Below are 16,633 nucleotides of genomic sequence, written 5' to 3'. Positions count from 1 at the left end.
AGCAGCTGCGTTTCGGTTAATTTCAAGGTACTGACACATCCGTAAGATAAAAGTCTATCTTCGTATGTTCTATGCAGCCGAACCGCGTTTAAAGTAAGTTTATCTTGAGATGAAATAAGAGCCGACCTTATTTCCGGCCGGCTCCATATTATAAGTAAATTCAATTTGTTTTAGAAGGATACGGCTTGGGCCAATGTGCCAAGCTGCGTTTCGAGCTGGTGGACACTCCGTACGAAGCGAACGGTTTTCGTTTCGGAATACATGACCACCGAGTGAGTTTCCGCACGGCTACCAGGAAGATAACGAACACCTTGCAGGAACTCTCCGGGCGTCACACCTGTGGCTACAAAGAGAACCCCCTGCCGGCCCACCATATCGTCCATGGTCAGCAGGCGATCAGGCTGGTCGATACCCATCCGCTTGCAGCGCTCCACATCCGCCTCGGATTCAGGGAGCAGCCGCCCCTGGATATCGCCGCCCATGCACTTCATGGCCGCAGCGGCAAGCACTCCTTCCGGTGCACCGCCAGAGCCTATATAGAGATCAACGCCGCTGTCCGCGCAGGTGTCAATAGCGGCCATGACATCCCCATGTCCGAGCAGCTTGATGCGCACGCCCGCTTGTCTCAGCACCTCAATGATCGAGCGATGACGTTCCCGATCCAGAATGGATACCGTCAGATCTGTCAAAGGCCGATCCAGCAGGAGCGCTGCTTTGGTGAGAGTCTGCTCAAGAGGATCGTCGAGCGACAGCTTGCCGGCCAGCTTGGGTCCGACGGCCAGCTTTTGCATATACATGTCCGGCGCATGAAGCAGACTTCCTTGGGGAGCCGCTGCAATAACCGAGATGGCATTATTCAGCCCCTTCGCGACGGTTTCGGTTCCCTCCAGCGGATCCACAGCGATATCCATTTTCGGTCCCTTGCGGTTGCCGACTCTCTCACCGATATAGAGCATTGGTGCTTCGTCCATTTCACCTTCGCCAATGACGACGGTGCCATCCATCGGCACTGTATTGAAATGGCTGCGGATGGCGGTTGTAGCCGCATCATCAGCGCTGTTTTTGTCTCCCCTGCCGGTCCATCTTGCCGATTCCAGCGCTGCCGCTTCCGTAATCCGTACCAATTCCAAAGCCAGTTGACTCTCCATTCCTCATCCCTCCAAATAAATATGGTTTGGTTTGTACAATTTATCTTATTTGTATAATTTATCTTAATAGGTCGTTTAGAATCAGGCCCGCCGTTTCCTCGATCGCTTTATCCGTCACGTCGATAACCGGGCAGCCCAGCTCCCCGAAAATGCGGTTGGCATACGCGAGCTCTTCCTGAATACGTTCCATGGATGCATACTGCGCATTATTGGGCAGTCCCATCACCTTAAGGCGCTCGCTGCGGATTTTAAGCAAATGCTCCGCGTTAATGGTCAAGCCGAATATTTTGCCCTCCAGCTTTTCATACAATTGGGCCGGCGGCGTAAGCTCGGGAACGAGCGGATAATTGACGGTTTTGTAGCCTTTATGAGCCAGAAACATGGACAGCGGGGTTTTGGATATGCGTGATACACCAAGCAGGATAATGTCTGCCCTCAGAATGGCGCTGACATCCTTGCCGTCATCGTATTGCACGGCGAAATCCATCGCTTCCACTCTTCTGAAATACGGTTCATCCATCCGGTGCAGCAGACCGGGCTTCTCGAAGGGATCGTTGTTGAACGTATCCGCCACCGCCTGCATCATCGGACCCATGACGTCCACCACACGCACACTCAAACGCACCGCTTCTTCCTTAATCGCTTCCCGCAGCTCCGGCAGGGCCAGTGTATAGGCAACCAGACCGCCTCTATCCGCAACCTCCTCCATCATCTGTCTTAATTCATCTTCATCTCTGACATTCATATAACGTTTGATTTCCGTGTTCGGCAGATCGAACTGCCGCATCGTCGCTTGCACGACGGCCTCTGCAGTTTCCCCGATCGAATCCGAGCATATTGCAATAAAGTGACTTGACGACTGTACCATTCCATTCCTCCCGTTAATCCTCGGCAACCATGTCGAGCAGCATTTTAATAATGTTGGTTTTCGTAATCCGGCCCACGACCTTCCAGTGAGAGCCCGGCTTCCCCGAGTCGGACGGTATGACGACCGGAAGGCTGTCGATTTGGTGAGCAATAATTTTGCGCGCCGCCTCCAATATGGTGTCCTCCGGGGATACAGTCACGACATTGGGCTGTCTGGTCATGACCATGCTGACCGGAATAGACCCGGCCGTCGGATTGCCGAGCGTTACCTTCAGCAGATCCTTTCTTGAAGCTACTCCCGCCAGGTTCCCTTCCTCATCTGTAACGATCAGATTGCCGACGTTGGCGAGGAACAGGGACACCACCGCATCCTGGATGGTTGTCATTTCTCTCACAATGACTGGAACACTGTGAATTTCCCCGACCTTCTTTTGCAGCATCTTGAACTTCTCTTCCTGTCTCGTATTGCCCTTCTGGCCGAGGAAGTAGCCAACCTTCGGTTTGGCGTCGATATAATTCAGAATAACGAGCTTCGAAAGATCCGAGCGCAGTGTCGGCCGGCTCACCTTCAGCATCTCTGCAATCTGTTCCCCTGTGATCGGGGCATGCTTTTGCACAATTTTTACGATTTCCATTTGTCTTGGCGTTAGTTCGATGTTGATCCCTCCGCTTTGTTCCACTTTCCTTGGCCTGCTCACCCCCTCCACTGCTCTGCGCATTCGACATGATTCACCGGGCAGTCCAGGACGAAGTAAGTTCCAACAATTGACTTGAACATATAATACGTCATAAATAATGATTATGCAACATACTACAGCATATATAACATCATAAATATTCTCTATAGGTCTATTAATACGGTAAAGAGCTTGCTGAAACCCGAAGCGTTTCAGAGCATGAAAAAAAGAGGATCTCCAGATCAACGGATCTTTGGAGAATCCCCTTTGTTTCATTGATTATTTGCTTGACAGCGCCAATCCGATTTCCGACAAAATTGCACTGCCCAGGTAGGTACCGGTAAATACAAAAATGGCCACAATGGCAACCCGCCAGGACGTTTTGCGCAGATCCACCAGCCGGTCCACGACGGAAATGCCCGCGAAGGCCAGAATCGGCGTTGTGATCGACAGGAAATTCACTTGTGCAATGGCATTAACAAACACATCTGAGATCAGGCAGAATACAAGTGACGTAATCGACACCCAGCCCAGGACCGGGAATTCGGCAAGAAATTTGAGGGGCTGTTTTTTCATAAGTTGTGATATTAAAATGCCGATAAACGAAAACAACCACAAAACGGCAAGCCCGCTGATCGTGCCCCACGTCACATGCCCGCCCTCACCGGCCTTCAAAAACTTCATTTGCTCCGTAAATAAAATGAGCGAGACGCTCAGCAGAAGAATAAGTGCATATTTAACGTATTGATTCAAGCCTTTACTCACTTGTTACCACCTCTTACGAACAGTTTGTACATCATGCGCTGCAGCGGCACAGCCAGGAATACCATCGTATATGTGCCCAGGAAGCTTGTCAGCAGCTGGCTTGCAGCCGCATATGCATTGATCGTTTCCGCCATATCAGGCTGCTGCGAGACTAATGCCGACGATGCAGCCGTCATCATACTTGCAGAGCCTACACCGGACGACATCGCCAAGGCTTCGATGGAAAAGCCCAAACCATGCAGCACCGGCGCAATAACGCTAAAGAACAATGTGCCGAACAGCGTTCCAATAATGTACAGGGACAGTACACCACGGCCTTCGTCCGAGTTCAGGGTATATTTCTCCGAAATATACGCCAGTTCACCTTCACGGCCCAATCCGAGAGTCGCGCCGATCGCTTCACGTCTCAGACCAAGCAAAATGGCAACCGGAAGCCCCAGCACAACGGTACCGAGGTTGCCGATCTCCTGAATCAGAAACACCCAGCCTACCGCGAAGATTTCCTGCAGCTTGGGAGCCACATCCGCTCCGTATCTGGCCATAAGCGGCAGCATGATAAAGATCAGATATTTACCTGCAAAGCCCACATTGTCGGGACTGTAAATTTTTTTGAGCAGCCCTTTGCGGAACACCGGCACACCCAGCACCATCGTGATCAGGATCGCAAACACAAGCGGCAGCAGATTGATGCGGATATTTCCGACCATAAACGATTGAATGCCAATAAACTCTGACGCGGCAATGACCAAAAGCACGAAAGCAAGCAGGTATATATATGTAGCTTTAAATTTCATTGATGTCTCTTCTCCTATTCAGTTTTCATAATGGAAGCCAGCAGTTCTTCATAGTCTGTAAAACTACGTCGATATAGTTGATTACGGTCAATACAGCCCTTCATGCGCTCGAATACATCGGTCAGAAAACGCGGAAATACCTCATATATGAATTCAGGGTCGATTTCCTTGAAGTCATCGCCGTGAATCGTGCCGGAAAACCCGCTGTAGCCGATTTGGATGCATGGAATCATATACGATAAATCCCCGATATCACCCGCCGCACTGATGGCGTTATTGTTCAGAATATCCTGAATTTCCTCGCTGGCTTCAAAAGCCTCCATAACAAACGTGGACAGATAACGGTTCTGTACGAAAGGAAGATACCCCATTTGCGTGACAATCTCGACCTCTCCCTGCAGCGCTACGGCGCTGCCTTGGGCGGCGGCGTCCATTTTGGCCGCAGCCTCTTTCATATAGTCGACCGTCTGGGTGCGCAGATCCGTTCCCACTGTAATATGGTTGGGGATGACGTTGGTGGACATATCCGAATGCATGACGATCGGATTCATGCGCACCTTCTCCGCATCCTTCATGTGCTGGCGCGCCAGACCCAGTGTAACATTAAACAATGTGGACATGCTGTACGCATTTTTGCCTGAAAAAGGATCGAAGCCCGCATGAGAGGCTTTACCCCCGAACGTATATTTTTTGTATAAAAATCCGGCCAGGTCGCAGTTGATCTCCACCGTTCTCACCGGATACTCTCCGCCCATGGCGTGAACGCATATCCCCACGTCAATATCGTCAAACACTCCCAGCTTCATGGCCTCAGGCTTGCCGCCGAAGTAGGAAATCGTGCCTTCATCCAGCAGCTTTTGCCGGTATTCAAGGTCCAGATACTCCTCGGCAGGCACAAATATAAACGCAATTTTGTAGTCCAAATCTTTATACAAGCCTGTCGTATAAAAATGCTTATACAAGGCTAGTGCGATGGCAACCTGACTGTAATGTCCGCAGTTATGCGCTGCTCCTGTCACCGGATCGGCGCGCCAATGGGTTGGCGCATAAACGGCATCCAGCTCCGCAATGAATCCGACAGTGAGCGGTTTGCTCTCGCCCAAATACGTTTTCAACCCGGTGGTACTGAAGGACTCCAATTCAATGTCCGGATTCACCTTGCGAAGGAATTCTGCAATCAGCGCGCTGGTGCGATTTTCCTTATAGCCTAGCTCCGGATGTTCGAAAATATCACGCGCCACACTATAAATTTCGTCATAATACTCTGTGAATGCCATATTTCCTCCTGTTTTCAGCTTATTTATTCATTTTCATGAATTTGATGTTACTTTAACGTGATAAAATATGTCAATATTTTTTCTTTTTTTCAGCTGTACTTCAAATGGCAGTAACCGCCGCCTTGCAAGGAATATAGGACCATTATGTTGAATAATAAGAAAAACGTCTATCGACGTACATTCACAGAAGACAGACCGCGTTTAGCAGTAGTTACTTGTTTTTCTAGAATGGGATGTCAGTAAAAAGGAGATGTAATGAGCGATGAAGCAAAACAAATACGATGACCCGGATTTCTTTTCGGCGTATGATAAAATGCCGAGGTCTGTCAGAGGGTTGGAGGCTGCAGGAGAATGGCATGTGCTAAAAGCAATACTGCCGGATTTGCGTAATAAAAATGTGCTTGATTTGGGCTGCGGTTACGGTTGGCATTGCCGATATGCCCGTGAGCAGCAGGCAAGTTCCGTAATCGGCGTGGATATTTCCGAAAAAATGCTGCAGAAGGCTCGTGAAATGACGGATGATCCGCTGATTTCATATGTACAAATGCCGATTGAAGACATCGACTTTTCTGAGGCGCAGTTTGATGTGGTTATCAGTTCACTGGCTTTTCACTATGTTGAATCGTTTGAATCTGTTTGCAAAAAAGTATATAAGTGTCTTAAAACAGATGGGGCTTTTGTTTTTTCCGTAGAACATCCAATATTCACTTCCCGAAATGAACAAGATTGGTATTATGATAGCGAGGGAAAACGTGTGCATTGGCCCGTTGATCATTATCAGGCAGAGGGCTTGCGTGAAACATCATTTTTAACCGAGCATGTTATAAAATATCATCGTACCATATCAACCTATATGAATGACCTGATTCATGCCGGTTTCAGTATTAAAGCTGTTAAGGAGCCCGCTCCTTCCGCTGAAATGCTGGAAACTATACCTGAAATGAAGGATGAAACCCGCAGACCTATGTTTTTAATGATCTCCGCGGCAAAGGAGAGACAAGAAAAGGCTTAACGCCATTCATGAATCAGCGTTAAGCCCCTTGTCCCAGCAAGATGTTAATACTGAAGGTTGACCTTCAAACGGTAATTGAACAACGGGCACCGTATGTAAATCTACACAAGTAGAATAGAATACTGGGCCCGTTCTGTTGTCAGCTGAACGGAATGATCGTTTATGCCGGTTTGATGGATGCCTGCTGCCGGTATAAGAAAGGCATTTTGCGGGAGAGGCAGGTTATCCTCCTGACCGTTTATGACTATGCCCTTACCATACAAGCACAGGACTTCCCCGCCGGTATAGTCATCGATGGCGTGGGTGCTGTCGCTGTGCACGGCTGCACGCTCCAGCTGCATTTTTACGTCATTCTCGTTGCCCGACTCCACCTTGCGGATTAATATGGAACGGTTGGTATGGCCGTTTAACCAGTTGGTTACATCCTCAAGCATTGATTCCACTGGCTTGCCCCCTATTCAACAGTTTTTGTATCTTGATCCGCCTGCTGACCGATACGAATACAGGAGCCCTTATAGCCGTCCGTCGCTTTCATTTCCGCCAGATGTTCGCGCATTTCAGCATCCCCGGGCAGATCGGCCGTCAGCTTGAGAACAGGCTGATGAAATTCCACATGCCCTTTTTTGCCGTTTGTTTTCATGACATTTCCCCCAATCGATACATGTTCTAATGGGATTATGCCCTGAAATTTGCTTTACCACTCGTTACACACATAATTCATCAACAGATTCCCGGAGACCTAAGGTACTTGCTCCAATAGAGCCTCGCTGCTGTGGAAAACCTCCGTATAGATCGCTTCTGTCAATAAATAAGCAAGGGTGGACTCGGCCCCTCTGTTACGGTTCGGACCTTCGGCAGTCAATCCGTCGCAGCAGCTGCCATCGGTTTCATCCGCCAGTGGCACACCGCAATCATTTTTACCATAAAACCAATCATGACAGCGGCGGATGATATCCGGTCCGTCCTGACCTCCCTGCACCCGCCAGCTCTCTCTGGCCGCCAGCGCCAGCTTCATGACTTCAAGCGGCTGCTGATCCCACTTGCTCATGTACCCGGGACTTCCCCAGCGTTCGTTGCCGACAGGACGGATCCAGCCTTCCGGTGCGGACATCCGGTCAGCCAGAAAACGGAAAGAAGCTTGTGCCGCATCAAGCACTTCCTCACGCTCGCTGATCCGGTAAGCGTTAAACAGCGCCCAGGGCAGCACCCCGTTGCCGTATGTAAGCTCCGGCTCAAACCAGCTCCAGCCAGGACTGGATTCGCGGCGATATTGTTCCAACAGCCGATCCTGCAGCTGTAATACAATTTCCCTGGCCTGAAGGCGGGACAGCCATTCCCCCCTCTCCCCTAACAAGGATACGCAATCCCTGGCGTTCAACACGGAGGCAAATGCCGAAAGGGTATAGGCCCATCCGCGTGGATACTTCAGGCTTAATGCCTGTTTGGCCGACGTATCAAGAATCTGCTCTGCCGCCAATCTGCGGTCATGGCTGTGATCACAGGTCCAGACAGCGGCTGCCGCCCAGACGGACCGGCCAAAGCAGTCATCTGAAGGGGATTCTTTTTCCCGCGTGCGGTCATAGGCATAATTGTTATGGAACGTTCCGTCCTCGTTCTGTGCCCACAGCAGAAAGGACAGGTAAATGTCTGCCAGTGATTCCCACGCCTGAAGTTCCTCTGCAGCAGTGTGGCTCATCCACTCCATGCATGCCCATAAAGCGCGGGCATTGTCATCCGTCGTGTAGCCTTCCTTGCGCCGGGGGATGGTACCCATGGCATGCTCCAGCAGCCCTGTATCGTCCGTCATTCTTTCCAGATGCCTGATCAGCAAAGCAATCCCCTCCTCCGTTATGCCTGGCGGACTGGCTCGTTCTGAGCCAGCTTCGAGAACAGCTCGAGGTGAAGCTGCCCTACTTTTCTCCAGTGCATTGGGGTGCCCAATTTCAGCATCTCTTTCTCCAGTCTGCGATGCTCCACCTTGTTGTTCAGAATGGAAGCTATGCGTTCCGACCATGGCTCGGGTTGACCAGGCGGAAGCAGAAGCGTCGGATGGTCTGCCAGCAAATCCTTGGCATACTCATACGGAGTACTCAGAACAGGCCGGCCTAGCCCCACGGCATAGGCCAGTGTTCCGCTTGTAATCTGCCGCAGCCCCGGATAAGGTGTTACATATAAATCACATGCTAAGAGAAGTCCAACCAGTTCTTCTTCTTCAACGTAGCGGTCGATCATGACCGTATTGTTTTCGAGTCCCAGCCGATGGATCAAGTCCTTCAGCTCCTCGCGGTATGACTCACCTTCGTGCTTCTTCACCTCGGGATGTGTCTGCCCCACAATGGCGTACAGCAAGTTCGGCACCCTGCGTACAGCATCAGGCAGCGCGTGGAGAACCGTTTCCAGCCCTTTGCCCCGGCTTAGCAGTCCGAACGACATCACCACCTGTCTGTCAGTCCAGCCCATATCCGTTCTGACGCTGTTTCTTTTTCCCGGAACCGGTTCGGGAGTGCCGTGCGGCACATTTTTGATTTTGTCTAATGGCACCCCGTAGGCCTTATGCAGAAATTCCCCCGCGACCCGGTTCATGACAAGAATCAGATCACTGCGCTCGGCAATCCGCTTCTGGATCGACTTATAAGGTTCCTGCGGCTCCTCAAATACGGTATGGAAGGTGACGGCAAGCGGCTTTTCCAGATGCTCGACAAAATCCAGAATGTAGCTGCCCGCTTCCCCGCCGAAAATCCCGAATTCATGCTGCAGGGAAACGACGGATACGTCGCTTTGGTTCATTCGTTCAGCCAGTTTCCGGTAAGCGGCCCGGTCTTCCTTTTCCATCTCCAAGATGACGGGGTCGGACATTTCATGCAGCGTGCCCGCCGGTTTCACGGCGATGACCGGATCGATGCCCTTCCAGCCCTTTGCACCCCGGATGCTCTGTCTTAAATGATGGGTATAAGTGGCTATACCGCATTTCTGTGGAATATAGGTACCAACATAAGCAATTCTAGTCATAAAGCTGCAGCCTCCTTTTCATCTTGTTCAATCTAAATGATCAGGTTGCGACGAAGCACTCGCCTCAGTCTAAGCCTTAGCTTCCTTTGATACTGACGGGAATGGTATGACGCAGCAAGCATTTTGCTTCTCATGGCTCACCCTCCTCAGCATATTAGCACTCTTCATAGATGACTGCTAATAATACAAATAACCCAGAGCCGCTTATTTGTTCAATCAGGATTTTGCCGCAAATTTTTCTGAAATCCGCTTTTTTGCAGCAATTTTCCAGTACTTTTGAACCCATTTTCATTTATTCTTTCTGTTTCTGTTGGTCTCTTGCTCATATTTGAGAAACGGGTCGGGAATACGAATCCATTGCGCCTCCGCGTCCCCTGTACCCGCATATAAATCCGCCGTACCATCCGCTTTGCGGACGATTCCGCCGCTGAATACGACATTTGCCAGGTCCTTCCGCTTGGCCGGCCCCGGAATAAAGTCATCCCGGACAGCAATGATCTCAATTTCCGAATGCTCTCCCGTATCCGGATTCAGCGCGAACACCATGGGATAGTAATTCCGGTTCCCATCCTCGTCGAATCTGGCGATATGGCCCAGCACTCCGACCAAACCGTTGGTCAGCACCATCGCTTCATTGACTCCTCCCCATTCTCCTTCGGCGAACTGCTCTTCCAGCAGTGGGGCATCCTGCACCAGCTGTGCCGACAGCTGCTCCAGACCGCCGACGCGTATAAATCCGATTTTGCCGCGCCCTCCTTTCTTCCCCTGCGGCCGGGTGAACACGGCAATATCTCCGCCCGGAAGCTGAACAAGTCGGATATCCTTCATGCCGGCCGGTCCGGTAAAGAACAGCCGCAGCTTCGCAAGGCATGGCCCTTTATACATTAAGGTACGCCATTTAAGCTCACCAGGCTGTTCAGGATTAGGGTAAATCTGAACCCCGCCGAGTACAAGCTCTCCGTCGACATGGGTAAAAAACGGATCCTGCAGCCTGAACACCGGTGCACCCTCCTGCGGTCTCCATATCCCGTCCTGCTCGGTAAAGAACATAATCTCCGAATCCTCGTTATCCCTTGCCTCCACCCTGCCGGCCAGCACTCGCCTGCCTTCATCCAGAAATGGGGCTGTGATATTGTATACATCCCGCTCCCCGATCCCGCCGAAAGACAGCTTGCCGCGTGCAAGCACCGGCAGTTCCTTGATATTCATCTCCTCCAACAGCACCTCACAGGTTATCAGCTTGCGCCTGGAAAAATCCATTGACGGTTTTCTCCTTCCACTCTGATTGTTCATTCACATTTTGAAATACGCTATCATTATTTTGAATTCACTTCTTGAAATCAAGTCGTGGATGTTCGAGCCTAGACAAGTAAATAAGACATTTCCTGAAAAAGAGCACGTCTAATATAATTTTCGGAAAATATGTACAGAAATCCGGCTTTTCAGGCTTATTTTGGTCAACGATTCAGCGAGACTGGGGGATAAACCTGCACAGAAAACGCTCCACACCAGGATACTTTTCACCAAGGGAGTGAATGATGAATCCGTATTTTCGGTAAAAACCAACCGCATCATGATCCGTTTTGGCAGTCACTTCTACCGGCCACTCCAAGGCCATCCATTCATCGACCATATTCCGACCAATCCCTTGCCTGCGTTTATGTGTATCCACAGCCAGATGGAGAATTTCAGCGGAATCTTCTGACCGTTTAGAGCCAATAATCCCTAACACCATATTGTTATCTGTCATAACATACAGTTTCGTATTAGGGCCGGAGTATACTTTATCCAGAATCTGGTTAAGCCTCTCGCTTGATGACCCTGCTGCATAGGACAGCAGTTGCTTAACTTCCACTATGGATGCTGTGCCGTTACGGTATTCGATCAACCTCATGACTGCAGCTCCTTTCCTGACAGTTCTTGTATACTCAATGTTATACACTATGGTTCAGTATTGCGTAAACCGCAAGAAAGGTGACGAAAAAAGCACCCTGAACGGGTGCAGAAATCAGATGTTTTAAGATTGATTATAGAATTTATAACTCAACTTTCGCAGAGTCTAAATCCACTTAAACCTTTGTAGCTTCTGGCTGGGTTCTGAGGAATTCGAATCCCCTCCTTTCAAGTTTGCCAGTTTCATGCTGCGAAAGTTAAGGCTTGACAGTCAAGCCGCCCGTCGATCGTGGCAAGGCATGTGAACTTGCTGCCCGAAAGCCTTGCACGATTATCCCGTTGGATCAGGTAAAGAAAAACAGAAAACCGGGAACCGAAAATATACTTTAGGCGCGTTAAAGAAAATAACGGATCAAATGAGGCGCGAAAATGCCTGTTTTTACGCTATTCAGGACAATCGAATGGGTCTATTATTTTGGGATCGTGCCTTATGGAGAAGCAGATCGGCTCAAGATCATGAGGTGATCTTAGGAGAAAGCAGATCGGTTCGAGATTATGAGGTGATCTTTGCAGAAAGCAGAGCATTTAGGTGATGTGAAACCGACCGAGAGAGAAGGAGGGAGCGGAGCAAAGTCCTGAAAAAATAAAAGACCCTGGCCCTCGTTGCCGCTTGAACCTGAATTTTTCCGATCTCCTCGTTCATCCTAACCCACACCGTTCAAGCCACGCACTTCATGCTCACCTTTCCTCGTTCAAGCCCTGTGATCAGGAAGCAGCCGCAAGAAGCTGAACCGGTTGGCGCGCGATCAATCGGCGGTAAGGGATCGCCGGAATCGCCACGCCCATGTACAACAACTTCTGCCACATCGATTCTTCCGCTCCGGGCAGGCGCAGTCGGCGACGTACGGTGTACTCGTTGAGGTATGCCTGCAGATGCTTCGGACCCAAGGCTATATACGTACGCTTCAGCGATTCCCACGCCTCGCTCACGACTTTCCGCAAGGGTCTATACAGCCGAAAGGCTTGAGGGAACGACTGTACCACCGATCCACGAACATCTACCTGTTCATGGATAAACGCAGCGAGTTCGAGTCGATTCGCTCCGTTCCCATCTCCCCTCATCTGCGGCACCAGACGGATTTTGACCCGCTCCGGCTCGCCCGACTCCGTGACCGTGCATCCCGCTACGACTGCCGAAGCATACGGATGAGGAAACTGTGGCCGGGTCGGATTACGCCCATACAGGTCGCTGTTCACCTTCACGTCTCCGCAGAGCAGCTCCCGGGCATCGAACTCCCCGACGGCATGGCGGATTTTTTGCAGCACTAACCAGGCGGTCTTGTAGGTGACCTGGATCACCTGGCTCAGCCGCATCGCCGAGATGCCGTCGGGCAGCAGGAACAATTCCAGCGCCTGGAACCACTTGGTCAAGGGGAGATGGGTTCGTTCAAAAATCGTACCGACCAAAGCCGACGTTTGATGCGCACACCTGGTGCACTCGAACAGGGGAATGCGCCGGGAAGTCAGACGACTGCAGCGGGTGTAAGCGCAACGCGGGCAGACGAAGCCGTTCGGCCACTTCATCGCGATCAATGCCTTCATGCAGTCCTGCTCGTTGTGATAACAACTGCTAAAGGATTGAAGTTCTGTTTCCGCTTGGACTTCCATGTCTGCTCGCCCCCGAATCAACAAAATAAGAACATATGTTCTTTTTATCATTATACCAAACATATGTTCCTGTTTCAAGCCGAACATCCCACTAAAGCTGCCTCTTTTTTTCGTATCTCTTTTCTCTTTATTCCTTCCCCTAGTCCCCCAAACCCCAACCCCCGCATTCTGAGCAAACGGGATAATCATGCAAAGCTGTATGAAGAGGCAACAGGCAACAGGCAACAGGCATCAGCCAACGGACACTAGACCCAGACACCAGACACACCAGACACCAAATACCAAACACCATACTCTATAGACACCCGTCTCATTCTGGATACTAGACTCTGAGTGGGCCGAATCCCCTTCTTCCAAAAAAGCTAGAAAAAAGTGTCTGCTTTGATTCAACGTCAACTCCAGCAGTAGATCTCCGTCTTGCCAGTCACATCAAGGCCTGTTTGCCGATTTCATGCTGCGAAAGCTGAGTTATAAGTTTTCAGCGGAGCTGAACAATTCTATAATCGCAAGAAAAACTTCCGCTAAACGCGGTCTGTCTTCTTTGAATGTACATCGAAATATGTTCTTCTTTATGCTTTGCTCTTGGCTTTCTCTTCGGCATGCGCCTTTTTAAGGTCGTCCTGCACACTCTGCTCCCAGAGCGAAACGCCGGAACGATAGGCGGCTCTGCCGTTCAAATGGCCTGCCACGGGGCCGGTGATAAACACAAACAGAATGCCCAGCAGCAGCTTGACGCTCACATGATCCAAATAAAGCCAAAAGTAAAGGAACGCTCCCAACAGCACCAGCAGCACGCCAAGCGTGGCACTCTTCGTGGCGGCATGGGACCGCAAATACGCGTCAGGCAGCCGCAGCAACCCAAAGGCGCTGAGCGCTGTAAACAACGAACCGGCCAGCACAATGATTCCGCAAATCCATTCAGCGATGTTGATCATCATCTCCACGTTCAATCACCACACCCCTTTCTATATATCTGGCAAAAGCGGTCGTTCCGATAAACGTCAAAATGCCCAAAAGAAGAATGATATCCATGAAAGCCTTCGTCTCCAGCAGCATGCTGAGCACGGCGATCATAGACAGGATGATAATGCCGATCGTATCCAGCGCGGTGATTCTGTCCGCCATGGAAGGCCCCATCAGCAGCCGCAGCAGGCAGCCAAGCGCTGCCAGCGACATGATAGCCAGCGAAGCAATGAGCAGTCCGTGCATCATGCTCTCGTCACCTCCATAATTGCCTTTTCAAATGTGCTTTTGATCTGGCGGGATAATTCATCCGCATCCTCGATATCCATGGCATGGATATAAAGCGTCCGTCCGTCATGCCCCACCTCCAGCGTCAGCGTGCCGGGAGTCAGACAGATCAGGCAGGAAAGCAGAGTAATTTCAAAATCCGTCTCCAGCTCCGTGGTCATGGCGAAAATGCCGGGACGAATGTTCAGCTTGGGACGGAGAATTTGCCGGACAACCGCCAGACTGGACACCCACAGCTCCTTCAGAAACAGCAGCAGCAAATAAATAATCGCCAATGTCTTTTTCATATAAAACCTGTCCGGACGCACGCGGTAAATCGCCCATATGAGCACCATGCCGATCAGATACCCCACCACAAGCTGTGAAGCCGACCATTCATCGTGGAGAAAGGTCCATACCAGCGCAATTGCAATATTCAATCCAATTTGATAGGCCATCTCAACTACTCCTTTAATACGGCTTCAATATAAAGGGCCGGCTGCACCAGCACCTCTCCCGCCTGGGAAACGTATGAATAGATCCCCTCCGAAGCGAAGCCCAGAATAAAGACGATCAGCAGCAGGAAAACGGACGGGATACAGGCCAGCTTCCACGAAATTCTGGTTTTGGGATCATTCCCGGCGTCAGGAGCGGTATTCTTCTCCTCTCCCCAGAACGCCTTCATGAACACACGGATCAGGGAATAAAGCACGATGAGGCTGGAAGCAACGCCTATAGCTGTCAACCAGTACTCTCCTTCCCCCAGACCGCCACGCACGATCAACAGCTTGCCGGGAAAACCGCTGAGCGGCGGAATGCCGACAAGCGCCAGCGCCACAATGAGAAACATCCAGCCTACGGCAGGATAACGCTTGATCATACCGCCCATTGCACTCGGCTTATCCGTACCCGCAGCCGCAATGATCATGCCGCCAAGGAAAAACATCAGCGCTTTGGCAATCATGTCATGGACCAGGTAATACACAGCACCGTTCATGGCGTCTCCGTTTCCGACGGCCGCACCGAATGCGATAAAACCGACACCGATGATGACATTGTAATTCAGGATGCGCCGGATATCCCCGTAAGCAACGGCTCCGATGCCACCCAGAATCATCGTGCCCGCCGCCATCCAGCCGATCCAGCTTTGAATATCAAAGAGCTGCTGCAGAAAAATGAGCGTAAATGTACGAATGATGGCGTACAAGCCCACCTTGGTCAGCAGTGCCCCGAACAATGCCGCAACTGCTGGCGGCGGAGCGCTGTACGAGCCCGGCAGCCAGAAAAACAGGAACAGACCAGCCTTCAAACCAAACACGATCAGAAACAGGATCGCAATGACGGACAGGATTCCTCCCTGCCCTGTTTCTGAAATGCGCAGACTCAGGTCCGCCATGTTCAGAGTGCCTACCACGCCATACAAATAAGCAACCGAAGCGACGAACAGGGTGGACGACACAATATTGACGAGTATATATTTCAAGGTCTCCCGGATCTGCACCTTCGTTCCTCCCAGAACGAGCAGCGCATAAGAAGCGATCAGCATCACTTCGAAGCAGACAAACAGGTTGAAGATATCCCCGGTTAGAAAAGAACCGTTCACTCCGGCAAGCAGGAATTGAAAAAACGGATAAAAATAATGCTTCTCGCGCGGCTCTCCTATCGTGCCGAAGGCGTAAAACAGACAAGCAGCACTGACAACCGCCGACGTCAGCACAAGCAGAGCCGCGAACATATCCGCCACAAACACAATGCCATACGGCGGCATCCAGCCCCCCATATGAAGTGTCTGAATCCCCTGCTCGCGAACCTGCTGTACGATGACAGCCCCAACAATCACATTTAACAAGACACTGACGGTGCTGATGATCCGCTGGGCTGAAACGCTATTTTTAAGAAATACAAGTACAACCGCCGTACACAAAGGAATCAAAAGCGGCAAAACAAGCAGATTATTCATGATCTTCCTCCCCAAGCTGATCCATGCTGTCCGTCCCCAGCTTCCGATAGCCCTTGTAGGCCAGCACGAAGAAAAAGGATGTCACGCCAAAGCTGATGACAATGGAGGTTAGAATAAGCGCCTGTGGCAGCGGATCCACATAGGACTGCGCTTCTTCCCCGAGCAGCGGAGGCGCACCTGTCTTCAGCCGCGACATCGTGAGCAGCAGCAGATGAACGCCATGGGTCAGCAGGGATGTGCCAAGAATGACCCGCAGCAGGCTTCTGGAGAGGATCATATATACTCCTACGGAAAATAACACGCCGATGGCCAAAGCCATATACAATTCCATGC

General features: G+C 50.8%; 19 protein-coding genes. 1 reads left to right on the top strand and 18 read right to left on the bottom strand.

The window, feature by feature from the left end; genetic code table 11:
* Positions 1–170 precede the first annotated feature (170 nt).
* From glpX to ACE5KN_RS03840, 6 genes are all read right to left on the bottom strand, one after another.
* Positions 171–1,148 (bottom strand): class II fructose-bisphosphatase, encoded by a 978-nt coding sequence (glpX, locus tag ACE5KN_RS03865; protein WP_375525266.1) that lies wholly within the window; start codon positions 1,146–1,148, stop codon positions 171–173.
* Positions 1,149–1,206: 58 nt separating this feature from the next.
* On the bottom strand, positions 1,207–2,016 hold the full coding sequence (locus ACE5KN_RS03860; protein WP_375525265.1) for a pyruvate, water dikinase regulatory protein: 810 nt from the start codon (positions 2,014–2,016) through the stop codon (positions 1,207–1,209).
* A gap of 13 nt (positions 2,017–2,029) precedes the next feature.
* Positions 2,030–2,650: a helix-turn-helix transcriptional regulator gene (locus tag ACE5KN_RS03855; protein WP_375525287.1), complete on the bottom strand. Its 621-nt coding sequence runs from the start codon at positions 2,648–2,650 to the stop codon at positions 2,030–2,032.
* A 321-nt stretch (positions 2,651–2,971) separates the two neighbouring features.
* Complete coding sequence (locus tag ACE5KN_RS03850) at positions 2,972–3,457, bottom strand: hypothetical protein (RefSeq protein WP_355326192.1); 486 nt, start codon at positions 3,455–3,457, stop codon at positions 2,972–2,974.
* On the bottom strand, positions 3,454–4,251 hold the full coding sequence (locus tag ACE5KN_RS03845; protein WP_375525264.1) for a DUF3100 domain-containing protein: 798 nt from the start codon (positions 4,249–4,251) through the stop codon (positions 3,454–3,456). Before ACE5KN_RS03845 ends, ACE5KN_RS03850 begins: the two co-directional genes overlap by 4 nt.
* Positions 4,252–4,265: 14 nt before the next feature.
* Positions 4,266–5,528, bottom strand: coding sequence for a M20/M25/M40 family metallo-hydrolase (locus ACE5KN_RS03840; RefSeq protein ID WP_375525263.1), 1,263 nt, complete (start codon positions 5,526–5,528; stop codon positions 4,266–4,268).
* 262 nt (positions 5,529–5,790) lie between these two features.
* On the opposite strand from ACE5KN_RS03840, the gene ACE5KN_RS03835 reads away from it, so the two are divergent.
* Positions 5,791–6,540: a class I SAM-dependent methyltransferase gene (locus ACE5KN_RS03835; RefSeq protein ID WP_375525262.1), complete on the top strand. Its 750-nt coding sequence runs from the start codon at positions 5,791–5,793 to the stop codon at positions 6,538–6,540.
* A gap of 101 nt (positions 6,541–6,641) precedes the next feature.
* Here ACE5KN_RS03835 and ymzB read toward each other — a convergent pair whose 3' ends face one another.
* The 12 genes from ymzB to ACE5KN_RS03775 all read right to left on the bottom strand — a co-directional run bounded on the left by ymzB (position 6,642) and on the right by ACE5KN_RS03775 (position 16,631).
* Positions 6,642–6,974, bottom strand: a complete 333-nt coding sequence (gene ymzB / locus ACE5KN_RS03830; RefSeq protein ID WP_511215698.1) for a protein YmzB — start codon at positions 6,972–6,974, stop codon at positions 6,642–6,644.
* A gap of 20 nt (positions 6,975–6,994) precedes the next feature.
* Positions 6,995–7,180: a hypothetical protein gene (locus ACE5KN_RS03825; RefSeq protein ID WP_375525260.1), complete on the bottom strand. Its 186-nt coding sequence runs from the start codon at positions 7,178–7,180 to the stop codon at positions 6,995–6,997.
* Between the two features lie 99 nt (positions 7,181–7,279).
* Positions 7,280–8,371: a glycosyl transferase gene (locus ACE5KN_RS03820; RefSeq protein WP_375525259.1), complete on the bottom strand. Its 1,092-nt coding sequence runs from the start codon at positions 8,369–8,371 to the stop codon at positions 7,280–7,282.
* Positions 8,372–8,388: 17 nt separating this feature from the next.
* Positions 8,389–9,549, bottom strand: coding sequence for a glycosyltransferase (locus ACE5KN_RS03815; protein ID WP_375525258.1), 1,161 nt, complete (start codon positions 9,547–9,549; stop codon positions 8,389–8,391).
* Positions 9,550–9,837: 288 nt separating this feature from the next.
* Positions 9,838–10,809: a DUF1861 family protein gene (locus tag ACE5KN_RS03810; protein ID WP_375525257.1), complete on the bottom strand. Its 972-nt coding sequence runs from the start codon at positions 10,807–10,809 to the stop codon at positions 9,838–9,840.
* Between the two features lie 205 nt (positions 10,810–11,014).
* Positions 11,015–11,443 carry a GNAT family N-acetyltransferase gene (locus tag ACE5KN_RS03805; protein WP_375525256.1) on the bottom strand — a complete coding sequence of 143 codons (429 nt, stop codon included), beginning with the start codon at positions 11,441–11,443 and terminating at the stop codon, positions 11,015–11,017.
* Between the two features lie 764 nt (positions 11,444–12,207).
* Complete coding sequence (locus ACE5KN_RS03800) at positions 12,208–13,110, bottom strand: transposase (protein ID WP_375525255.1); 903 nt, start codon at positions 13,108–13,110, stop codon at positions 12,208–12,210.
* A gap of 569 nt (positions 13,111–13,679) precedes the next feature.
* Positions 13,680–14,045 (bottom strand): monovalent cation/H(+) antiporter subunit G, encoded by a 366-nt coding sequence (gene mnhG / locus ACE5KN_RS03795; protein WP_375525286.1) that lies wholly within the window; start codon positions 14,043–14,045, stop codon positions 13,680–13,682.
* A complete protein-coding gene (locus tag ACE5KN_RS03790) occupies positions 14,029–14,322 on the bottom strand; it encodes a Na(+)/H(+) antiporter subunit F1 (RefSeq protein WP_375525254.1) in 294 nt (97 codons plus the stop codon). Before ACE5KN_RS03790 ends, mnhG begins: the two co-directional genes overlap by 17 nt.
* Positions 14,319–14,798 carry a Na+/H+ antiporter subunit E gene (locus ACE5KN_RS03785; RefSeq protein WP_375525253.1) on the bottom strand — a complete coding sequence of 160 codons (480 nt, stop codon included), beginning with the start codon at positions 14,796–14,798 and terminating at the stop codon, positions 14,319–14,321. The genes ACE5KN_RS03790 and ACE5KN_RS03785 overlap by 4 nt, the downstream gene beginning before the upstream one ends.
* Positions 14,799–14,803: 5 nt before the next feature.
* Positions 14,804–16,300 (bottom strand): Na+/H+ antiporter subunit D, encoded by a 1,497-nt coding sequence (locus tag ACE5KN_RS03780; RefSeq protein WP_375525252.1) that lies wholly within the window; start codon positions 16,298–16,300, stop codon positions 14,804–14,806.
* Positions 16,293–16,631 carry a Na(+)/H(+) antiporter subunit C gene (locus ACE5KN_RS03775; RefSeq protein WP_375525251.1) on the bottom strand — a complete coding sequence of 113 codons (339 nt, stop codon included), beginning with the start codon at positions 16,629–16,631 and terminating at the stop codon, positions 16,293–16,295. Before ACE5KN_RS03775 ends, ACE5KN_RS03780 begins: the two co-directional genes overlap by 8 nt.
* Between the last annotated feature and the right edge of the window lie 2 nt (positions 16,632–16,633).

The organism is Paenibacillus terreus, from assembly GCF_042138595.1.
Classification (GTDB): domain Bacteria; phylum Bacillota; class Bacilli; order Paenibacillales; family Paenibacillaceae; genus Paenibacillus; species Paenibacillus terreus.
The sequence above is the reverse complement of the archived record's forward strand: the minus strand, read 5'-3'. Positions and strand labels throughout refer to the sequence as shown.